The following is a 19,853-nucleotide window of genomic DNA, read 5'->3' as shown; positions in this document are numbered from 1 at the left end:
CGAGTAGCCGTAGGTATAGCTCTCCGAGTCGAACCGGGCACCGGGATACCGGTTCCAGTACCATGTCCCGCCGAGATCGGGCGCGGCCTCGAGCACCATGGCGCGCACCCCAAGGTCGGCCAGCCGCTTGATCTGATAGATCCCGGCCACGCCGCCACCGATGACGATGACCTCATAGTCCGGTTCGTTCCTGTCCCTCATTCTCCGCTCCTGTGCCGCCGCATTGACAAAGCCGGTGCCGCTGCTTCGGCTTCACGCACCGGCACCCTTTGCCGGGTCAACCTGAAGCCTTCGTACCCGCCCGCGGCGACGGCGTCGCAGCGCCGCTTGTAGGCGTCGAAGCCGCCGACATAGGGCATGAACACCCGCGGCTTGCCCGGGATGTTGGCACCGAGATACCAGGAGTTGGCGCGCGGATAGAGCGTACCGTCGGCCACGGCATTGACGTGCTGCACCCAGGCGGCTTCGGCCTCGACCGTCGGTTCGATGCGATCGAGGCCATGTCGGCGCATGTGATCGAGGCAGCCGGCGATCCAGTCGGTGTGCTGCTCGATCGCGGCGATCATCTGCGTCTTCACGCCAGGGCTGCCCGGGCCGGTGACGATGAACATATTGGGCAAACCGGCAACCATCAGCCCGAGATAGGTCAATGGGCCACCGGCCCATCTGTCCGCCAGCGTGGCGCCGCCGGTGGTGCGGATGTCGATCTCGCGCAGCGCGCCCGTCATGGCATCGAAGCCGGTGGCGAAGACGATGGCGTCCAGTTCGTACGCCACGCCGCCGGCGGTACGCAGGCCGTTCGGTGTGATCTCCAGGATCGGATCGCTACGCACGTCGACGAGCGTGACGTTGTCGCGATTGTAGGTCTCGTAGTAACCGGTATCGAGGCACAGCCGCTTGGTTCCGATCGGATGGTCCTTCGGCGACAGCAGTTCAGCCGCCCTGGGGTCCTTGACGATGCTGCGGATCTTCTCGCGCACGAACTCCGACGCGGTGTCGTTGGCTTCCTTGTTCACCAGCAGGTCGTTGTAGGTGTAGAGGAAACTGATGCTACCGCCTTCCTGCCACTTGGCTTCGTAGGCGGCGCGGCGCTCCTCGGGTGTCGCTTGCAGCGCCGACTTGGTCGGCTTCGGATAGCCGGCGATGGCGAACGGCGTGTCATAGGCGGCGCGGCGGCGGCCCGGATACTCGGCCTTGTGCCGGCGCTCGCGCTCCGGATCCATCGGCGCGTTGCGCGCCGGCAGGCTGAAGTTCGCCGTGCGCTGGAAGACGTGCAGGTGATCCGCTTGCCGGGCGATGATCGGGATCATCTGGATGCCCGACGAGCCGGTGCCGATGACGCCGACTCGCTGGCCGCCGAAATCGACGCCCTCCTGCGGCCAGAGCCCGGAGTGGTACCACTTGCCCCGGAAGTCGCGTAGGCCCCTGAATTCGGGCACGCGCGGCGTCGAGAGGTTGCCGGCGGCCATGATGCAGAAATGCGCCCGCACGATATCAGCGCTATCCGTCGTCAATGTCCACTCGTTGGCTTCGCTGTCGAACAGCGCCGACGTCACGCGGGTGTTCAGCTGCACATCACGGCGCAGATCGAAGCGATCGGCGACGTGATTGATGTAGCGCAGGATTTCTGGCTGGGTGCCGTAGCGTTCCGGCCATTTCCACGCCTGCTGCAGGTCGTCAGAGAAGGAGTAGGAGTACTCGAGGCTTTCGACGTCGCAGCGCGCGCCGGGATAGCGGTTCCAGAACCAGGTGCCGCCAATGTCGGAGCCGGCCTCGAAAGCGCGCACGCGCAGGCCCATGCCGCGCAGGCGGTGGATGGCGTACAGCCCGGCCAGTCCGCCCCCGACGATGGCGACGTCTAGTCGGGTCAAGGTACGCCCATCAGGAAGGGTTGACGCGTCGGGCATACCGGATCCTCCGAGGGTTACATCCCGCGCATCACTGCGTTCGCGGGACCTTGTACCGTATGAACGATCATTCATTAGAATTTATACTAGCGCCCGCAGCGAGGTGGCGCTACTCAGCTGACGCATGGCAGGACAGCGCTATGTTGCAGGGGCGCCACGATACGTTCCGGATCGGCCGGCCGCGTCACCCGCCCCAGCTCCATTGAAGGTGCGACACGCGGCGCCAATCCCGAGGCGGCGCAGCAGTTCCTCCAAGAAGCCTCCCTCGATCGATCGGCACCACCGAGACATAGCGCCCGTCGATGCATTCGTAGCAGTCGTAATCGGGAGCGCAGCCGCCGTAGTCGCCGATCAGGTTAGACGGCGGCAAAGGCGGTGGGCCTTGCATCCAAAATGGTGCAGCGCGCCGGTCAGCGCGATGTAGTTGAGATCGTGCCCGGCCGGCGCGAACGCCCCCTCCTGCCCCCAACCCGTCATGCGCCCGTAGGCAAGTCGCGGATTGCGCGCGAGGCAGTCCGCAGGCCCGAGGCCGAACCGCTCAGCGACACCAGGACGGAAAGCTTCGGTGAGCGCATCGGCCTCGGCCACGGGCGGCAGCGCGAGTCCGCGTGCGGGCGGTTGCTTAAGGTCAAGCGCGAGGGTCCGCCGCCCGCACAGGGTGAGGTTGTACTGAGCGGCCGGCCAGTCGATACGCAGCACGGTGGCGCCCGTGTCGGCCAGCAGCATAGCCGCCATAGGCCGCGGGCCGATGCCCGCAAGTTCAATCACCTTCAAACTAGCCAGTGGACCGATGATTTCCTCCTGTGCTTGGCAGAGCTCCCCCCGCCCACCGCCGATCGGCGAGTTTCGAGGCGACGTTCAGCAGGAATCCACCGAGCGGGCTTCTTGCCGTGAAGTCGGGGCCTTTGACAGCGGCCGCACGTCGCGTTCAGCATGCCGAACAAGATGCGAGATACGGCATACCCCGCAGCGGCCAGTCACGAGGAGGAGGAAACGGGCGTGTCCTTTACCCTGACCGAGGAGCAACTGCAGGTCCGAGACCTGGTGCGTCGCGTCGCGCGCGAACGCGTGGCGCCGCGCGCCGCCGCCATCGACGCCAGCGGCGAATACCCGCAGGACATGTTCGACCTGCTGCGCGAGCTCGGCCTGTTCACCCTGCCCTTCCCACCCGAATATGGTGGCTTGGGCAGCACGCTCGCGGGCTGCCTCGCGGTCGAGGAGCTGGGCCGGGTGTGCTACAATACTGGCTATCTGCTGGTTGTGCAGTGGGTGCCGCTTGGCACCATCCTCGCCGGCGGGACGCCTGAGCAGAAGGCGCGGTTGCTCCCCCGCCTCGCCTCTGGCGCACTGCGCGCCGCCTTCTCGCTGACCGAGCCGCAATCCGGCTCCGACGTTGCCGGAATCCGCACCCGCGCGCGATCCGACGGCGACGGCTTCGTGCTGAACGGCGGCAAGATCTGGTGCACCAACGCCGCGGTGTCGGACTTCGTTCTGGTCGGCGCGCGGCTCGAGCGCGACGATGGCCCAGGTGAGGTCAATTTCTTCATCGTCGAGCGTGACCGCCCGGGCTTCCGCGTCGGCCGCAAGGAGGAGAAGATGGGCGCCCGCGGCGTCCCTTCCTCGGCGCTGTTCTTCGACGACGTGCGGCTGCCGAAGGAGAACCTGCTCGGCGGCGGCGCGGGCGGCTTCCGCTCGGTGATGGAGGCGCTGAACAAGTCCCGTCCCATCGTCGCCGCCCGCGCGGTCGGGCTGGCGCAGGGCGCGATGGACCACGCGATCGAGTTCGCCCGCGGCCGCCGCGCCTTCGGCGAGACTGTATCCAACTACCAGGGCATCCGCTGGATGATCGCCGACATGGCGATCCAGATCGAGGCGGCGCGGCAGCTCACCTACGCGGCGGCGGCAGCGGTGGATGCCGGCAAGACGGGTCCCGAGATGGCGAGCCTCGCCGCCTCGGCTAAGTGCTTCGCCAGTGACGTGGCGATGAAGGTAGCGACCGACGCGGTGCAGATATTCGGTGCTTCCGGCATCTCGAACGAGTTCCCGATCAACCGCTATTTTCGAGATGCGAAGGTGGTGCAGATCATCGAAGGAACCAACCAGATTCAGCGCAATATCGTGGCGCGCAATCTCATCGGCAAGGCGGAGTGACGGGCATGGCGAAGGACGCGGGCCAGCGGGTCGCCCCCGGCGCGCTCGGTTACACCTTCGCCGAGGGATTGCCGATGCAGGCCACCCTGCCGCACACTGGCTTCGCCTTCCTCGGCTTGGACCTGAAGATCGAGCACCCGCTCTTCGCCAGCGACACCATCCATGTCAAGCTCGAGGTGATCGAGGCGCGGCTGTCGCAGAGTCACCCCGGCGCGGCCTCGTGCGCACGCGCAACCGCGTCGTCAGGCAGTACGGCACCGTGGTTTTCACCTACACGCCGTTGCGCACGGTCAAGTGTCGTGGCGCCGGCGGGGCCTGAGGCGTGAGCGAGGCGGGCGGCGGGCCGCTGGCCGGCGTCAGGGTGATCGACCTGACGAGCGCCGTGCTCGGCCCGGTGGCGACGCAGATCCTCGGCGACATGGGCGCTGAGGTGGTGAAGGTAGAGCCGCCGCAGGGCGACACCATGCGCCAGGTCGGCCCGACGCGCGGGAGCGACATGGCGGTGATGTTCCTCAACATCAACCGCAACAAGCGCAGCGTCGTGCTCGACCTGAAGCGGGAACAGGCGCGTCGCGCGCTGCTGCGGCTTATAGACGGCGCCGACGTGCTCGTGCACAACATGCGGGTCGGCGCCGCCGAGCGGCTCGGCCTCTCCTATGCCGCGCTGGCGCCGCGCAACCCGCGGCTCATCCACGCCAGCGCCACCGGCTTCCGTAAGGATGGGCGGCATCGAGACCGCCCGGCCTTCGACGACGTGATCCAGGGTATGAGCGGCCTCGCCGCGCTGAACGCCATGCGCGACGGTGGCGAGCCTCGCTACGTGCCGAGCGCCATTGCTGACAAGTTCTGCGGCCATGTCCTCGCCTCCGCCGTCGCCATGGCACTCTACCGGCGCGAGCGCACCGGCCGCGGGCAGGAGGTGCATGTGCCGATGCTCGAGACCATGATCTCCTTCAACCTCGCCGAGCATCTCTGGGGCGGGGTGCTGGACGACCCCTCCCTCGGCCTCGGCTACGGGCGCATGTTCACACCCTATCGGCGGCCCTTCCCGACCAGCGACGGGCATTTGTGCCTGATGGCCAATTCCGACGACCAGTGGCAACGGCTGCTGGCCGCGCTCGGGCGGCCGGACCTCGCGGAGGATCCGCGTTTCGCCCGCCTCGCGCAGCGCGCGGTCAACATCGGCGCCCTCTATGCTATCGTCGAGGAGGTGATGCGCACCCGCAGTACCGCCGAGTGGCAGGCGCGTCTCGATGCCGCCGACGTGCCAAACGGGCCGGTTCATAGCCTCGCCGACCTGCTGGAGGACGACTACCTCGCCGAGACCGGCTTTTTCCGGCGGGTCGAGCACCCTTCAGAAGGCCGGATGCTGGTGACGGCAGTGCCCGTGGATTTCTCCGAATCGCCCGGCGCGGTGCGCCTGCTGCCGCCGCGCCTCGGCGAGCACACGGAGAAGGTGCTGCGTGAGGCGGGGCTGTCGGAGGCAGAGATCTGCGATCTCATCGGACGGGAAACCACCGGCAGCCAATGACACGCGGCCGCCCCCGGCAGGCCGGACAGAGACGGAAGTCACATGTATCGAAGCGGCCCGATGGGCATGGGACTCTCGCCGACGGGAGCCATGGCTCGACCGACATGTCGGGCGCCGCTTCGCCGAGAAGCTTGGGGCCCAGTTCGGCCAGCCGGCGGCGGTGGTGGAAAACCGCACCGACGCGAGCAGCTCGGTCGGCGGGCGTCAGCCGGCCTTATCGGGGACCAGGTAGGGCAGCGTCAAGCCTTCCTTCACCGTCTCGAACGCCACGCGTACAGGCAGGCCGATGCGCAGATCCTCGGGCCGAGCCAGACGCAGCTGCGCGTTCATGCGCATGCCTTCCGCCAGGTCCACGGTGGCGAGGGTGTAGGGCAAATCATCGCGAAAGCCGGCATGGAAAGGGTGGTGTGTGATCGTCCAGCTATGCACTGCGCCGCGACCGGACGCTTCGATCCACTCCACCTCCATGGAATGGCAGCCAGGACACATCGGCTGCGGGTAGTGCCGGATCCTGCCGCAGCTGCGGCACTTCTGCAGCAGCAGCTTGCGCGCGTTCAGCCCTTCCCAGTACGGGGCGCTGTGCGGCGTGGGCTCGGGTACAAGCTTGTTGTATGTCTCGGTCGCGCGCATCATCCCCTCCGCATGATGGCGACGGAACCGTCGCCCATGTCGCCATAGCCGGTGACGAGACCGACCTCGGCTCCGGCCACTTGTGCCTTCCCGGCCTCGCCGCGAAGCTGGCGCACCAGCTCCGTGATGTGGTTCATCCCGATCATATGCGCCTGTGAGAGCAGACCACCATGCGTGTTCACCGGGAGCTTTCCGCCGAGGCGTATGGCGCCGCTTTCGACGAAGGGACCGCCTTCCCCCTTCTTGCAGAATCCGAGATCCTCCAATTGGCAGAGCACGATGTAGGTGAAGCAATCGTAGATCTCAGCGACGTCGATGTCGTCGTGGGTCACTCCAGCCATGTCGAAAGCACGCGGCGCCGCCTTGGCGAGGCCGAGGCGCGTCATATCCGGACGCTGAGTGATCACGCTCGGCGAGTCGGGATGCCCTTCGGCGATGCCCATCACCACGACCGGTGTCCTGCGCAGACCGCGGGCGCGCTCGATGCCGCTGACGACAATGGCGCAGGCACCGTCGCTCTCCAAGCTGCAATCCAGCAGCCGGAGCGGATCGGAGATCATGCGCGAGGCTTGGTGATCTTCGATGGAAATTGGTTTCGTCATGATCGCGTTGCCATTGAGGATGGCGTTGGCGCGCGTCGACACGGCGATCTCGCCGAGCTGGCGGCTGGTCGTGCCGTAGAGCTCCATGTGCCGCCGCGCCATCGGCGCATAGAGCTGCGCCGGCGCGATAGCGCCGAGCGGCATCTCGAACTCCCCGACCAGCCGGAACTGCGGCATCTGCTGCACCCGGGCACCGATGCGACCCTGGGAGGCGCCATTCCGACCCACCGGGATCAGCACATGATTGCAGATCCCGGCTGCAATGGCGGCCGTGGCACACTGGACCGCGGCGACACAGCTTGCGCCGCCAAGCGGCGTGGTGGCGGAGAAGCGGAGATCGCCGATGCCGAAATTGGTGACGAACTCCTCGGCAACGACAGCACTCCCGTAAGGGATCACTCCGTCAATGTCGGAGGGACGGAGCCCCGCGTCCTCGATCGCCCGGAGCGACGCTTCGAGCTGCAACGATACGACGCTGCGACCCGACTCGCGGGAATAGACGGTCTCGCCTATCCCGGTGATCGCTGCTTTCTCCCGCATTGACATGAGATCTTCCCCTCCTGTTCCTCTGTCGCGCTCAGGCTCCGATCCAGCCCTGCGCCACGGCCGCGTCGTGCCGGCACCGCTCGGGAGTGCCCAGCACCTGCCGGTCGAAGGTGATGCGCTTGAACTGGAAATGCAGGCCGAGCAGGTCGGTGAAGCCCATGCCGCCGTGAACCTCGGTGGCCAGCCGGGCGACCTCGCGCGTGACCTCGGCCAGATGCGCCTTGGCATGGTTGGCCGCAATCGCGGCCTCCTCCGGGATCGCATCCTGCGCATAGGCCGCGTACCAGACCATGGCGCGGCACGGTTCGAGCATGGTCGCCATGTCCGCGCACATGTATTTCACTCCCTGAAAGCTGCCGATGACCCGGCCGAACTGTACGCGCTCCTTGGCATAGGCGACGGCGCGGTCGAGCATGGCCTGCGCCGCCCCCAGCATGTCGGCCGCCAGCATCACCCGGCCCGCGTCGCGGACGCGCGCCGCCACCTGGAGCGGAGCATTGGACGCCTCCAGCACCTCGACGGCCGGCGTCTCCGCAAGGTCGAGGTCCACAAGCGGCCGTGTGCGATCGACGCTGCGACGCACGGTGGCCGTGATGCCCGTTGCGTCAGCGTCGAGCAGCGCGGCGCGGCCATCCGCCAGGTAGACGAGGAAGTGTGTGGCGCCGCCGCCATCCAACAGCCCATCCACCGCGCCGGAAAGCCGTCTGCCCTGAAGCCTGAGCGCAGCTCGACCGGTTTGCCCCGACATTCCGCCGAGGCCAACGCCAATCCGCATCTCGCCAGCGGCGATCCGGGGAGTCCAGGTCCGTCGCTGCATATCATCAGCGGCGGCCTGGAACGCCCGGACTGCCATCACCTGGGAGGCCGCGAAGGGCGTCGGAGCGGCGTGGAAACCCAACGCCTCGCCAACCAGCGCCGCGTCGAGAAGGCCGAGCCCGGCACCGCCATATTCCTCTGGCACCAGCATCGCCTGCAGGCCAAGCTCGCCGAGCCCTTTCCACAGATCCGCATCGAATCCGTTGCCAGGTTCGGCCAGCCGGCGCAGGACGTCGAGGGGCAGCCGCGCTGACAGGAAGCCCCTGAGAGAATGGTCGAAGAGCTTCTGATCTTCGGTCAGTCCGAAACGCATGCTCAGGCTCCCCCCGCTTTCGGTTCGCGCGGCAAGCCAAGCCCACGCTCTCCGATGATGTTCTTCTGGATGTTCGAGGAGCCGCCACCGATGATCAATCCGATGTCGTACATGTAGTCGATGTGCCAAGTGGTGGCCGGATCGTCCTCCGCCGCCTCGCCCTGAGGCTCGTAGGCGAGCCCGGCGGAACCCAGCACGTCGACCGCCAGGGAGGCCAGGCGGTGCGCGAGCATCGTGCCGTAGTACTTCACGATCAGGCGTCCAAGGCCTGAATCGACTCCCTCCGCCTGATCGGTCAACAGACGCAGATTGTGGTAGCGGGCCGCCATCACCTCGCCTTGCAGCCGCAGCAACCTGTCGCGCCATTCCGCGCAATCCAGAAGGCGGGAGCCGTCCGGCCGCGGCTCCTGCATCATCCGGCGAATGGCTTCGAGACGGTGCTGCAGCTTGTTGGCATCACCGAGAAGCAGCCGTTCGTATTTCAAGGTGATGTTGGCAACCTGCCAACCATCGCCGCGCCCCATCACGATCTGGTCCACGGGCACGCGAACGTCGGTGAAGAAGGTCTCGTTGAACTCCGCCCGTCCTGTCATGGTGCGCAGCGGACGAACCTCGATCCCCGGCGTGTTCATCGGAACCAGAAGGTAGGACAGACCGGCGTGCTTCGGCTTGTCAGGCTCTGTCCGACAGAGCAGGAACATCATGTCGGCATAGTGGGCCGAGCTTGTCCAGATTTTCTGGCCGTTGATGACGAAGAATCCGTCGTCCACCGCCGCGCGCGTGTGCGCGGCGGCGAGATCCGAACCGGACCCGGGCTCCGAGTAGCCCTGGCACCAGATCACCTCGCCCCGAATGGTAGGGCCGATCCAACACCGCTTTTGCTCTTCCGTGCCGACCTCCAGCAGTGTCGGCACCAGCATGCTGATGCCCTGGTTGTGGATGCCCGGCGAAACGCCGCTCCGGCTGAACGCGTCGGCGATGATCGCCATCTCGATGACATCATGAGGGGCGCCGAAGCCGCCATACTCACGTGGTATGTTTCGAGCAAAGTAACCGCACTCGAGCAGCAGCGCCTGCCACTCCAGAACCTTCCTGTCGGGCCGCTTGCGCCCGCCGCCAGGCCGGGGCGTGCGGTCGCGGTGCCGGGCGATGAAGGCATTCACTTCATCGCGTAGTGCCCGATGCTTTTCGGTCAGTGTCAGATCCATGGACGTCCTCGCTGTGCGATCCTCTGGGTGGCCCGCCTTGAACGAATACTCTTCCGCGCTCTGTCGCGAGGAATCTGGTTCCGGAACCCCACCCTGCCCGGACCTGAGCCCCGAGCACGCGCAGGCCCGCCAGGGCGTTTTCGGGCGCTACGAGCTTCGCGTGCCAGCATCGAGCTTGTGTATCCGCGCATTCTTGCCGGAGCCGCTCGACACGAGAAACTCTCCGGCGCCATACCCCGCTTCGATGGGAATACGGAGGAGCCGCCCACCCTCCGCCGTACTGGCTTCCGGCCGGACGGTGACGATCCGGGATGCCCGAGCGGCGCCGAGTGCTTCAGCCACGGTTCGGTGTTGTCCGACCTTTTCCAGGTTCAACCGCGTTGGAAACAGAACCGTGTGGCGGCCGGCATCGGCGTCCTCGCACGCTTGACGTGGTGTCACCCAGACGGAGTCGACCGATTCTCTACCGTCGTGCCGCAGTAGGTGATCGAGCGGTGCCTCGGCGAGGAAGAAGTGGGTATCGAACCGCTTGGGCATGTGCAGCGGCGTTATCCAATGGGCGAAATGCACGAGCCGGTCGAAGGCCGCAACCAGACCTTCCCGCTCGATCATATCGGCGAAGCTTAGACTGCCCGCCTCGATTGCCTGCCGGTAGGTCGCTCCCAACGCCTCCGCCCGGGCGCCGTCCAGCAGCGGCCCACGAGTGGCCGTTCGGGCGAACAGCACGCCGCATTCCTCAAAGGCTTCCCGCGCCGCGGCCGCCATCACGTTCAGCATCTCGTCGCTGATTTGGTCAGCACCGTCCGCCAAGCGGCGCCATCGGGGATCGGCGTCGCCAGCGCTCGCGGAGCCGCCGGGGAACACCAGGGCTCCTGACGCGAACTCAATCTCGTGATGGCGAACCACCATGAAAACTTCCAGTCCATCTGCGCCGTCACGCGCAAGCATCAGCGTCGCGGCGGTGCGCGGCGTCACAGGTTCGGTCACGAGCACACCTCGGCGTCAGAAGGATTGGGTCTGAACAGGTCAGCCATGGTGAGCCACGGCCGGGACCTGATCGGCGAGGGTGGCGGATAGTCTTTCAACCGCCTCGGCGTAGTCCTTCATGAAGTCATACACGACCGACCTGACGGATTGTTCCGTGTTCATCAGGCCGACGCACTGCCCGACAAAGTAGGCAGCGATCTGCTTGGCGCCTTCGTGACCCGCCTCTGCGAGCTTGTCCACCTTGGCCATCGCCGGGCGCGTAAGAATGCCTTGCAAAGGCATCGGCAGGGGATCGGGCGCCCCCTTGGCGCCCCATGCGTCCGACCAGGCGGACTGCAACTGCCGGGTCGGCTTGCCGGTCCTGCTGCGGGAACGCACCGTGTTGGCGGAGAACGCTTTCAGCATCTTCTCTTTGACGGCGGGCGTCGTTTCTGCCTCCGTCGTCGTGAGCCACACCGACCCGCACCAAACGCCGGCTGCACCCATCGCCATGCATGCGGCCATTTGGCGGCCGGTGGCGATCCCGCCCGCCGCCAGCACGTCGATGTTGTCGTAGTCCTGCACCGCCTCGATCACTTCGGGGACCAGCACCATCGTCGAGATCTCGCCGCAATGGCCGCCCGCTTCCCCGCCCGCGGCGACCAGGACATCGACGCCCGCCTGCGCATGCTTGACGGCGTGGCGCCTGGATCCGGTCAAGGCGCCGACGACGATACCCCGCGAATGCGCCTCCGAAATGATGGACGCGGGGGGCACGCCGAGCGCATTGACGAACATCTTGATCGGATACTGGAACGCGATTTCCAGCATCTTGGCGGCGCCGCTCTCGCGCATGAAGGACGAGTCACGATCGTCGTACTTGCCTGTCCAGACGTCGGAACTATCGATGCCGTGCCGTTCAAGCAGGTTCGCAACGAATTTGCGATGCTCCTCCGGGACACTCCCCTGAAGCTCCGCGTCGTCCGAGTCCGAGTCCTTGCCTACCATGTTCTGGGGAATCAGCAGGTCGATGCCGAACGGCTTTCCGTTGACACGCTCGTTGATCCAGTTCAGCTCGACAGCCAGCTTCTCCGGATTCAGGCCGACCGCTCCGAGGACGCCGAACCCCCCAGCATTCGTCACCTCGGCGACGACATCCCGACAATGCGAGAAGGCAAAAAGTGGGAACTCGATCCCAAGTTTCCTGCAGAGTCTCGAGTTCATCATGTCCTCACCCCCGTCTATTTCGTGTAGTTGGCCGCCGTCCGTCTCAGCACATCTCCAGTTGCCGGTATCCTTCCGTTGCCACGGCGTTGGCCCTCGCGCGAAACGCGGGCGCGCTTCCGCTGTAGCGTGCAATGATCCGCGTCTGCTTGCCTTCGACGTTCTGGTTGATCCCGGTCATCCAACTATCGACGTCGTTCGAAAGCAGGCCTTCCCCCGCCTTGAGCACGAAGCTGGTCCAGTCCTCGACCGCCTCGGGCCGCGGTACGACATACGTGTAGCCATGTTGGCGCATGTACTGGATCAGGTTAGTGATCCAGAGGACGTTGTACTCGGCCGATCGCGGTATATTGCCGAGAGCCGTGTGCGGACCGATGCACATGAACATGTTCGGGAAGTCCGCGATCTGGACTCCCAGGAATGTTTCGAGCGCGGCCCGCCATTTCTCCTTGAGCTTTGCTTTGCTCGCGCCGCGGATGTCGATGCGCTCGAAGCTTCCGGTAATGGCGTCGAAGCCGGTGGCGTAGACGATCAGGTCGAAGGCGAAGTCGCGGTCTGCGAGCTCCAGGCCAGTCGGCGTGATACGCCGGATCGGATTCTCGAGAATGCTGACGAGTTCGACATTCGGCTGGTTGAACACCTCGTAGTAGCCGGATTCCTGGGGAACCCGCCGTGTGCCGAACCCGTGATCCTTCGGGATCAGCAGATCGGCGACCTTCGGATCATGCACCCGTTCGCGAATCTTGCGAGCGACGAATTTCGATACCTCGTCGTTGGCGGCACGATCCGTCATCATGTCCTTGAAGCCACCGACCCACATGGAGAAGCCGGGAGTCCGGTATTGTTTTTCCCAGAACGCCTCTCGTTCATCGGGCGGTAGATCGAAGGTCCGGCGACCATCCGGGGTGTGCAGGAATCCAGCCGAGGTCTGTTCGCAGAGCTGGAACATCTCAGGATACCACGCGCGCAGCCGCTTCATTTCGTTCTTGGAAATTGGCCGGTTGTGCAACGGCTTGCACCAGTTCGGGCGGCGCTGAAACACCGTGAGGGATTTCGCCGTCTTGGCGATCTCCGTTATGACCTGAACGCCACTCGCTCCGGTGCCGATCACGGCGACCCGCTTGTCCTCGAAAGTCACCGGATGTTTGGGCCACAAACCGGTATGATAAGCCTCGCCGGCGAAGCTTTCCCGTCCAGGGACTTTCGGAAGGGTCGGCGCGGAAAGCGGGCCGACCGCCGTTACGAGGAAGCGGCATGTGTGCCACGAACCGCCCTCCAACCGGACAACCCAGGAGCGGGAGTCATCGTGGTAATGGCACGCGGTCACTTTGCTCGCGAAGCTGATGCTGCGGCGGAGATCGAACTTGTCGGCGACGTGGTTCAGATATCGCTCGGTTTCCGGCTGTCCCGCGAAGTGTTCGCTCCAATCCCATTCGTCCAGCAGTTCCTGGCTGAAGGAATATGCGTACGAGTAGCTTTCGCTGTCGAAACGCGCCCCTGGATAGCGGTTCCAGTACCATGTCCCGCCGACGCCGGTGCCCATCTCAAACAGCCGCACATTCATGCCGAGGCGGTCGCGCAGGCAATGCAGCTGAAAAAGGCCGGATATGCCGGCGCCGATAATGATTGCGTCCCATTCCGGTATGGGCGCCGGATCTGCGCGACGCAACGTTTCAGATGTCTGGGTTTGCATTGATGGCGCTCCGGGGTCCGCGAGGTTGCGTTTGACGTGCGAATGGCCTAGCGGCGGAACATGACCGTGGCCCGTCCGGGCGTCATGATCTCGCCGGCCTCCGACTTGACGAACACCGAGATCTCCGCCTGGAGGTCGGCAGGCCTGACCGCCTCTATCCTTCCTCCGGAGATCAGCGTTTCGCCGAGGTAGCTTGCCCGCCGGTTCGAATACTCGAACTCGATGAGGTCGCCGTCATCACCCAGCCAGTTGATAACGGCTTGCGTGAGCCAGTCGCCTTGCAGCGGACCGTCCACCACGATCGCGGGATGCTTCTCCACCTCGGTGGTATAGCCGGCATCATAGTGGATGCGATGCGCGTTCCAGATCGCGGCATTATAGAGAAACAGGGATACGTTGGTCGGTGCATGACGACGCTCGGGCAGGCAATCGCCGACTTGGATGTCTTCGATACTTCGCATGGTAAGGTTCCTCAGCGAACAATGCGCGTTTGCACTTCTTCGGCCACCCGTTCTCCAGATTCGGTTCGCACGTCAATTGTATAGACGAGGAAAATCAGGTCGCCCTTCGAGCCCCGCTTTTCATAGATATCCGAGAGGGTGCGAACGGCCACGAGGACGTCGCCGGGCTTTATCCGGCGGAAATAGCGAGTCTTCGTGCCACCGGCCATGACACGCTTCAGCGGCAGGTCAGGCAAGAGCGAGGTCGTGGCGATGCCGTCCGGCCCCAGTTCGTTCACGGGCACGAGCGGACGAAGCGCGCCGAACAGAAACATCGGCGGAGCCTCATCCCCGTCGAGGAATTTCTTCAATCGCTGCTCCGTGGCGATCGAATACTTGATGATCTCGCGGCGGCTTACCTCGACCCGCATCGGCGGATCGGACGCGCCGATCATACCCCGTGCGTCGTCCGGTATCAGACCCATATCCCGATCTCGCCTACCATCCGTCTCTCGCCGAAATTCTGGTACGACAGATTTCTGGTTCATCCATGGCACCGTTCTCTATCCAAGCCGCAACAATCTGACGCTTTCGGAAAGCCGTCCCGCCGCAGATTGCATCGCGCGGCTGAGCGGCCCGAGAGCATCGTCGCCGAGGTCGTACGAATGCCCCGCGGCCGTCAGGATCAGCAGCAGCTCCCAGGAGGGGGACAGAACAGGCACCGAGACCTGCGTGATGCCTTGGAACATGGTTCCGCGATCCACCGCGAAACCAGATTGCTTCGCGTCCTTCACCCGCGCTACGAACTCGGGAAAGGAAGGCTTTCGGTACCACCTGACCTGCGCCAGGAGCGCCTCGAGCTCGGGTTCGGTGCTGTTTCCGAATGCAGCCATGATCACGCCCGATGCGCCAGCCGGGCCGGGATATTGGCGCCCGACCATCACGTATAAATCGTTGCGAAACGCGGTGCCGACCCAGTCCAACAGAAGCAGCGAGGAGCGGCCCAGGACCTTGGACAGGTACACCGACACGCCGTGTGCGTCGGAAAGCGCGTGCATCGGCGGGCGCGCCAAGTCCATCAGCCCGCTGCTCTGCAACACCCCGTACGCGAATTCGAGAATGCGCAGGCTCATCGAGTAGCTGCGCGTCGCTTCGTCATAGCCGACAAAGCCCTCAGCTTGCAGCGTGCGCAGGATGTTGTAGGCGGTGCCGCGATGCAGGCCCGCGGCGCGGGCGACCTCGCTGGCGTTCAAGGGCCGCTCGGAAGCATGTAGCGCCCGGAGGACACTCGCCGCCGCGACGATCGCGCCGACAGGCTTCCCGGGCGTTCCCGTGGTCCTACCGGCCGCCGCCGGTCCCCGGCGCCTCGCACCGGTCGGCTCGCCTTCGAGGTCTTTCGCTTGAAGCGTTCTGGTTGAGCTCGCCGGCTCCCGATCCATTCTTCTGACCTACCAAGCGCGTTGACGCATGCCGACGGGCATGATAGGCACGCGCTCTGTCGGCGCAATAGAAATCGTGTGTCTTCTATTGAAGACACCGAGGAACGATATGCCCTTAGATCCGCAGATCCAGGCATTGCTCGACAAAGGCACCGGTGTGCCTGCTACGCACACCCTGCCGGTCGACGTGGCGCGCGCGCAGTACGAGGCCCGGATTGCTTTGATGGCGCCGCCGGCTGCGGTCGCCGACGTGTGCGAGCGGATGATCGACGGACCGGGCGCGCCGTTGCGACTGCGCATCTATAAGCCACTCGGGACCGGCCCCTTTCCGCTGCTCGTGTTCTTTCACGGCAGCGGCTTCGTGCTGTGCAGCCTCGACACGCATGACGGCATGTGCCGCAATCTGTGCGCCGGGGCGGCGTGTGTCGTCGTGTCGGTCGATTACCGACTGGCGCCCGAGCACAAGTTTCCCGCCGGAATCGAGGATTGCCTGCACGCTGTCCGCTGGGCGGCCGCCCACGCCTCCGAACTCGGCGCCGACCCAACGCGCGTCGCCGTCGCGGGCGACAGCGCCGGCGGCAACATGGCCGCGGTTGCCGCGCTCAGGCTGCGCGACGAAGGCGGCCCGGTCTTGTGCGCCCAGCTGCTGCTCTACCCGGTGACGGACTACCACACGCCCGGCACGCCTTCATACGAAGAGAACGCCGAGGGCTATGGGCTCAGCCGCGACACGATGAAGTGGTTCTGGGAGCACTACCTGAGCGATCCTGCCCAGGGGGCGCACCCGCATGCCTCGCCGCTCCGCGCCCGTGATCTGGCCGGCTTGCCGCCGGCGCTCGTCATCACCGCCGAATACGACCCGCTACGCGACGAGGGCGAATTATACGCGCAGAAGCTGCGTGCGGGCGGCGTCCGGACGGCGCTGAGCCGGTACGACGGTGTCAACCACGGATTCATGTTCTGGGTCGGCGTCGTCGACAAAGCCGGCGTTGCAATGAAGGAGACCTGCGCATGGCTGCGCGGCGCTCTTGCCGCTCCGCACCATTCCGGACCGATGTGCCGCTGATCGTCGCCCGCGAGCTCGGCCTGCGCTGACCGCAAGAGCGAAGGAGATCACATGACGTCAGCAGAGCAACCCGGCCGCGGCGGTCCCCTCGCCGGCATGAAAGTCCTGGAGTTTGCCGGCATCGGGCCGGCGCCGATGGGCGCCATGATGCTGGCCGACATGGGCGCCGAGGTGCTGACGATCGATCGCGTCGAGGCGGTCGAGCTCGGCAGCCCGCGGACACCGGGCTTCGACCTGCTGCGCCGCAACCGGCTGGTCACCAAGCTCGACCTCAAGAGCAAGGATACCCAGGCCTGCGCGCTCGACCTCGCGGCGCGCGCCGACGTGCTGATCGAGGGCTTCAGGCCGGGCGTCATGGAGCGCCTCGGCCTCGGGCCCGAACTCTGCCACGCGCGCAATCCGCGGTTGGTCTATGCGCGCATGACGGGCTGGGGTCAGAATGGCCCGCTCGCCGATCGAGCGGGGCACGACCTCAACTACATCGCGCTTTCGGGCGCGCTGCACGCCATCGGCCGCGACGGCGGGCCGCCGACGCCGCCGCTCAACCTAGTGGGCGACTTCGGCGGCGGCGCCCTCTATCTCGTGGTCGGCGTGCTTGCCGCCCTGCAGTCGCGCCACACGACCGGCAAGGGTCAGGTCATCGACGTCGCCATGGTCGATGGCGCCCTATCGCTGATGACGGCCTTCTACGGCAACTATGCCTCCGGCCGGATGTCGCTCGAGCGCGGCACCAACGTCGTCGACGGCGGCGCGCCCTACTACGACGTCTACCAGTGCGCCGACGGCGAGTACGTCTCGGTGGCCGCGATCGAGACGCGCTTCCGCCGCGAGCTCTACAAGCGGCTCGGCCTCGATCCCGACAGCCTGATCGGTCAGGACGGTGCGGCGCAGCGGCACGCGCTAAAGCCGAAGCTCGCCGCGATCTTCAAGCAACACACGCGCGCCGAATGGTGCAAGGTCTTCGAGGGTAGCGACGCCTGTTTCGCCCCGGTGCTGTCGATCGCCGAGACGGCGGCGCATCCGCACAATGTGGGGCGCGGCGCGCTGCAGGTGATCGATGGCATCGCCCAGCCGGCCCCGGCGCCGCGCTTCCAGGGCACGCCCTCGCCCGTGCCGCGGCCGCCGCGCCGTTCCGGCACCGACACCGACGACGTGCTGCCGCGCTGGGGCGTCGATGCCGACATGATCGGCCGCCTGCGCGCCGCCAACGTCCTCGCCTGAGCCAACGGAGCTGCCATGCAGCCTTACGCCACCTATCGCGATATCGGCGTGTCGCCGACCGCGTCGGATGACCTGCCGAGCTGGCCGAGTTCTCGCAGGTCGCCCGGTCCTGGCGCGGCCTGGCCCGCCGATGACTCGACACCCGCACCGTCGCGAACTGCTCCTGCCTGCTGGAAACGCCAGAGGGAGCCGTGTCATGACACTTAGGGATGCCAATAAGGTCGCTGGCTTCGCTGAGGACGATCTCACAGGTCTCACCGACGCTGTGTTTCACGATCTCCCAGATGCTGTGATTTGTGCTGACTGTGAGGGGCTTATTCGGTTCTGGAATGCCGGCGCGGAGCGCATCTTCGGCTTCTCGCGCGATGAGGCGGTTGGTCAGTCTCTCGAGATCATCATTCCCGAACGCCTCCGGCAGCGCCACTGGGACGCCTACCGCCGCATGATGGAGACCGGGCGATCCCGGCATCCGTCAAACGAACCCCTCTCGGTGCCGGCCCAGACCAAATCTGGGCAGACGATCTCCATTCACTTCACGGTTGCCCCGCTGCCCGGTCCGTACGGCGTAGTGGCGGGTATCGTTGCGGTGCTGCGCGACGCGACCGCGACGTTTCAGGAACTCAGGAGACTATGTGCGGACGAACGCGGCATGTGATCCCAATAAGGGGACCGAATTCTAGCCTTTATTGAGATCAACCAAACGATTGGTCAAAGATAGTTCTTCTTAGCAGTGAGTGTCCCGTCCGGACTGTCTGGACATTATCGTTACCTTTGTTTTCGGCAGCATGTTCGAGTGTCATCCGAAACTCAAGCTGGCTTGTGTCGAGGCCGATGTGGGCACGGTGCCACATTTCATGTACCGTATGGGCCACGCTTGGGAGCGCCACCGTTGCTACGCCGCATTTCAGGATGGCTGGCTGGCGTTCAAGAAGAACGACCTCTGCAACGTCTGTCGACTGATGTGGGCGAACAACTTCCTCGCACTCCTTCTGGCCGAGAGAACAGGTCGTTTGTTGGCAGGGCAAACCGCGTACATGACCAAGGCGGAGCGCGACCTCGCACGCCGCTACAACGTGCCAGAGCTCTATGGCCTTGAGCGACCATAGGGACCGGTACCTGCATTCAGCAAGCTTCGAGGAGGACTCGCCATGTATGAGCTGGTGATTCGTGGAGGCGAGGTCGTGGACGGCTCGGGACTGCCTTCCTATCGCGCCGACATCGGCATTCGTAGCGGCCGGATCTCGCGTATCGGGCGTATCAAGGAGCGAGGGCGACAGGAGCTAGATGCACGCGGGCTCGTGGTGGCGCCGGGCTTCATTGACGGACACACCCATATGGATGCGCAAGTCGCGTGGGATCCGCTCGGCACCTGCTCATGCTGGCATGGTGTGACCACGGCCATCATGGGCAATTGCGGCTTCACGCTCGCGCCGTGCCGCCCGGACGAGAAGCATCTCGTGCTGCGCAATCTCGAGCGCGCTGAAGACATCCCCGCTGAGGCCATGGAAGCCGGGATCGATTGGACATGGGAGACGTACGCTCAGTATCTCGATGCGCTGGAGGGCTGGCGCAAGGGTATCAACTACGCGGGGTACGTCGGACATTCGGCACTGCGCACCTATGCCATGGGCGAGCGCGCGTTCTCAGAACCAGCGACCGCCGACGATCTCATGACCATGAAGCGTGAGCTGTCGAACGCGTTACACGCGGGGGCGATCGGCTTCACTACGTCGCGTACGCGAAACCACGCGACGCCCGATGGCAGTCCCGTGGCGAGCCGGGTCGCGGCGTGGAGCGAGGTTCGCGAGCTGGTAGGCGTGATGAGCGAGCTTGGAGCAGGCGTCTTCGAAATAGCGAGTGAGGATACAGGCCGCGATCCTGAGCGGATCCGCGACTACCTCAACCGTCTCCGCGATCTCGCTGTGGAGACCGGGGTGCCCGTGACCTGGGGGATGTTCAGCTCGCGGGCGGTGCCAGACCACTGGCGGCAGTTCTTCGCGTTGCTGGACGAAACCGCGCGAGCGGGCGGGCGGATGTTCGCGCAGGTGCACAGCCGCGCCATCAGCGTGCTGCTATCCTTCGAGACAAGCCTGCCTTTCG

21 protein-coding genes are annotated in these 19,853 nt (G+C 65.4%); 8 read left to right on the top strand and 13 right to left on the bottom strand.

Annotated features, from left to right (window positions below):
* The 3 genes from AB7O82_RS27840 to AB7O82_RS27830 form a co-directional block, all read right to left on the bottom strand.
* Positions 1 to 201, bottom strand: a 201-nt coding sequence (locus AB7O82_RS27840; RefSeq protein ID WP_428620700.1) for an NAD(P)-binding protein, incomplete at its 3' end; no start/stop codon positions are given.
* Positions 198 to 1,871 carry a flavin-containing monooxygenase gene (locus AB7O82_RS27835; protein ID WP_428620698.1) on the bottom strand — a complete coding sequence of 558 codons (1,674 nt, stop codon included), beginning with the start codon at positions 1,869 to 1,871 and terminating at the stop codon, positions 198 to 200. The genes AB7O82_RS27835 and AB7O82_RS27840, both read right to left, overlap by 4 nt.
* Before the next feature lie 387 nt (positions 1,872 to 2,258).
* Entirely contained in the window at positions 2,259 to 2,633 is a 375-nt protein-coding gene (locus AB7O82_RS27830) for a CoA transferase (protein ID WP_428620697.1), read from the bottom strand.
* Between the two features lie 273 nt (positions 2,634 to 2,906).
* On the opposite strand from AB7O82_RS27830, the gene AB7O82_RS27825 reads away from it, so the two are divergent.
* The 3 genes from AB7O82_RS27825 to AB7O82_RS27815 are packed head-to-tail and all read left to right on the top strand — an operon-like array spanning position 2,907 to position 5,589.
* Complete coding sequence (locus AB7O82_RS27825) at positions 2,907 to 4,058, top strand: acyl-CoA dehydrogenase family protein (RefSeq protein WP_428620695.1); 1,152 nt, start codon at positions 2,907 to 2,909, stop codon at positions 4,056 to 4,058.
* A gap of 5 nt (positions 4,059 to 4,063) precedes the next feature.
* Complete coding sequence (locus AB7O82_RS27820) at positions 4,064 to 4,384, top strand: hypothetical protein (RefSeq protein ID WP_428620694.1); 321 nt, start codon at positions 4,064 to 4,066, stop codon at positions 4,382 to 4,384.
* Positions 4,381 to 5,589 carry a CaiB/BaiF CoA transferase family protein gene (locus tag AB7O82_RS27815; RefSeq protein ID WP_428620692.1) on the top strand — a complete coding sequence of 403 codons (1,209 nt, stop codon included), beginning with the start codon at positions 4,381 to 4,383 and terminating at the stop codon, positions 5,587 to 5,589. Before AB7O82_RS27820 ends, AB7O82_RS27815 begins: the two co-directional genes overlap by 4 nt.
* Positions 5,590 to 5,793: 204 nt before the next feature.
* Here AB7O82_RS27815 and AB7O82_RS27810 read toward each other — a convergent pair whose 3' ends face one another.
* The 10 genes from AB7O82_RS27810 to AB7O82_RS27765 all read right to left on the bottom strand — a co-directional run bounded on the left by AB7O82_RS27810 (position 5,794) and on the right by AB7O82_RS27765 (position 15,466).
* Entirely contained in the window at positions 5,794 to 6,222 is a 429-nt protein-coding gene (locus AB7O82_RS27810; protein WP_428620690.1) for a Zn-ribbon domain-containing OB-fold protein, read from the bottom strand.
* Positions 6,219 to 7,367 (bottom strand): thiolase C-terminal domain-containing protein, encoded by a 1,149-nt coding sequence (locus AB7O82_RS27805; RefSeq protein ID WP_428620689.1) that lies wholly within the window; start codon positions 7,365 to 7,367, stop codon positions 6,219 to 6,221. Before AB7O82_RS27805 ends, AB7O82_RS27810 begins: the two co-directional genes overlap by 4 nt.
* A 31-nt stretch (positions 7,368 to 7,398) precedes the next feature.
* Complete coding sequence (locus AB7O82_RS27800; protein ID WP_428620687.1) at positions 7,399 to 8,496, bottom strand: acyl-CoA dehydrogenase family protein; 1,098 nt, start codon at positions 8,494 to 8,496, stop codon at positions 7,399 to 7,401.
* 2 nt (positions 8,497 to 8,498) lie between these two features.
* Positions 8,499 to 9,704 carry an acyl-CoA dehydrogenase family protein gene (locus AB7O82_RS27795; protein WP_428620685.1) on the bottom strand — a complete coding sequence of 402 codons (1,206 nt, stop codon included), beginning with the start codon at positions 9,702 to 9,704 and terminating at the stop codon, positions 8,499 to 8,501.
* Between the two features lie 147 nt (positions 9,705 to 9,851).
* A complete protein-coding gene (locus AB7O82_RS27790) occupies positions 9,852 to 10,691 on the bottom strand; it encodes an NUDIX hydrolase (RefSeq protein ID WP_428620684.1) in 840 nt (279 codons plus the stop codon).
* Positions 10,692 to 10,730: 39 nt separating this feature from the next.
* The gene (locus tag AB7O82_RS27785; protein ID WP_428620683.1) at positions 10,731 to 11,897 is read right to left on the bottom strand and encodes a nitronate monooxygenase; all 1,167 of its coding nucleotides are present in this window, start codon (positions 11,895 to 11,897) and stop codon (positions 10,731 to 10,733) included.
* A 43-nt stretch (positions 11,898 to 11,940) separates the two neighbouring features.
* A complete protein-coding gene (locus AB7O82_RS27780) occupies positions 11,941 to 13,587 on the bottom strand; it encodes a flavin-containing monooxygenase (RefSeq protein ID WP_428620681.1) in 1,647 nt (548 codons plus the stop codon).
* 47 nt (positions 13,588 to 13,634) lie between these two features.
* Positions 13,635 to 14,048, bottom strand: a complete 414-nt coding sequence (locus AB7O82_RS27775) for a hypothetical protein (protein WP_428620679.1) — start codon at positions 14,046 to 14,048, stop codon at positions 13,635 to 13,637.
* An 11-nt stretch (positions 14,049 to 14,059) separates the two neighbouring features.
* The gene (locus tag AB7O82_RS27770; RefSeq protein WP_428620678.1) at positions 14,060 to 14,482 is read right to left on the bottom strand and encodes an FAS1-like dehydratase domain-containing protein; all 423 of its coding nucleotides are present in this window, start codon (positions 14,480 to 14,482) and stop codon (positions 14,060 to 14,062) included.
* Between the two features lie 108 nt (positions 14,483 to 14,590).
* On the bottom strand, positions 14,591 to 15,466 hold the full coding sequence (locus AB7O82_RS27765; protein ID WP_428620676.1) for an IclR family transcriptional regulator: 876 nt from the start codon (positions 15,464 to 15,466) through the stop codon (positions 14,591 to 14,593).
* Between the two features lie 109 nt (positions 15,467 to 15,575).
* On the opposite strand from AB7O82_RS27765, the gene AB7O82_RS27760 reads away from it, so the two are divergent.
* The 5 genes from AB7O82_RS27760 to AB7O82_RS27740 form a co-directional block, all read left to right on the top strand.
* Positions 15,576 to 16,532 (top strand): alpha/beta hydrolase, encoded by a 957-nt coding sequence (locus AB7O82_RS27760; protein ID WP_428620675.1) that lies wholly within the window; start codon positions 15,576 to 15,578, stop codon positions 16,530 to 16,532.
* 51 nt (positions 16,533 to 16,583) lie between these two features.
* On the top strand, positions 16,584 to 17,753 hold the full coding sequence (locus AB7O82_RS27755) for a CaiB/BaiF CoA transferase family protein (protein ID WP_428620673.1): 1,170 nt from the start codon (positions 16,584 to 16,586) through the stop codon (positions 17,751 to 17,753).
* A 196-nt stretch (positions 17,754 to 17,949) separates the two neighbouring features.
* The gene (locus tag AB7O82_RS27750; RefSeq protein WP_428556453.1) at positions 17,950 to 18,408 is read left to right on the top strand and encodes a PAS domain S-box protein; all 459 of its coding nucleotides are present in this window, start codon (positions 17,950 to 17,952) and stop codon (positions 18,406 to 18,408) included.
* 79 nt (positions 18,409 to 18,487) lie between these two features.
* Positions 18,488 to 18,859: a hypothetical protein gene (locus AB7O82_RS27745; protein WP_428556455.1), complete on the top strand. Its 372-nt coding sequence runs from the start codon at positions 18,488 to 18,490 to the stop codon at positions 18,857 to 18,859.
* A gap of 42 nt (positions 18,860 to 18,901) precedes the next feature.
* Positions 18,902 to 19,853: amidohydrolase family protein (locus AB7O82_RS27740; RefSeq protein WP_428620671.1), on the top strand; the 952-nt coding region annotated here is incomplete at its 3' end.

This window comes from Reyranella sp., assembly GCF_050185545.1.
In the GTDB taxonomy this organism is placed as follows: domain Bacteria; phylum Pseudomonadota; class Alphaproteobacteria; order Reyranellales; family Reyranellaceae; genus Reyranella.
This window is presented reverse-complemented; position numbering and strand designations above follow the sequence as displayed.

Coding starts and splice junctions, on each gene's coding strand:
- AB7O82_RS27755 (WP_428620673.1), top strand. CDS start 16,584: ATGACGTCAGCAGAGCAACCCGGCCGCGGCGGTCCCCTCGCCGGCATG.
- AB7O82_RS27785 (WP_428620683.1), bottom strand. CDS start 11,897: ATGATGAACTCGAGACTCTGCAGGAAACTTGGGATCGAGTTCCCACTT.
- AB7O82_RS27805 (WP_428620689.1), bottom strand. CDS start 7,367: ATGTCAATGCGGGAGAAAGCAGCGATCACCGGGATAGGCGAGACCGTC.
- AB7O82_RS27795 (WP_428620685.1), bottom strand. CDS start 9,704: ATGGATCTGACACTGACCGAAAAGCATCGGGCACTACGCGATGAAGTG.
- AB7O82_RS27780 (WP_428620681.1), bottom strand. CDS start 13,587: ATGCAAACCCAGACATCTGAAACGTTGCGTCGCGCAGATCCGGCGCCC.
- AB7O82_RS27750 (WP_428556453.1), top strand. CDS start 17,950: ATGACACTTAGGGATGCCAATAAGGTCGCTGGCTTCGCTGAGGACGAT.
- AB7O82_RS27765 (WP_428620676.1), bottom strand. CDS start 15,466: ATGGATCGGGAGCCGGCGAGCTCAACCAGAACGCTTCAAGCGAAAGAC.
- AB7O82_RS27820 (WP_428620694.1), top strand. CDS start 4,064: ATGGCGAAGGACGCGGGCCAGCGGGTCGCCCCCGGCGCGCTCGGTTAC.
- AB7O82_RS27760 (WP_428620675.1), top strand. CDS start 15,576: ATGCCCTTAGATCCGCAGATCCAGGCATTGCTCGACAAAGGCACCGGT.
- AB7O82_RS27775 (WP_428620679.1), bottom strand. CDS start 14,048: ATGCGAAGTATCGAAGACATCCAAGTCGGCGATTGCCTGCCCGAGCGT.
- AB7O82_RS27800 (WP_428620687.1), bottom strand. CDS start 8,496: ATGCGTTTCGGACTGACCGAAGATCAGAAGCTCTTCGACCATTCTCTC.
- AB7O82_RS27830 (WP_428620697.1), bottom strand. CDS start 2,633: ATGCTGCTGGCCGACACGGGCGCCACCGTGCTGCGTATCGACTGGCCG.
- AB7O82_RS27810 (WP_428620690.1), bottom strand. CDS start 6,222: ATGATGCGCGCGACCGAGACATACAACAAGCTTGTACCCGAGCCCACG.
- AB7O82_RS27770 (WP_428620678.1), bottom strand. CDS start 14,482: ATGATCGGCGCGTCCGATCCGCCGATGCGGGTCGAGGTAAGCCGCCGC.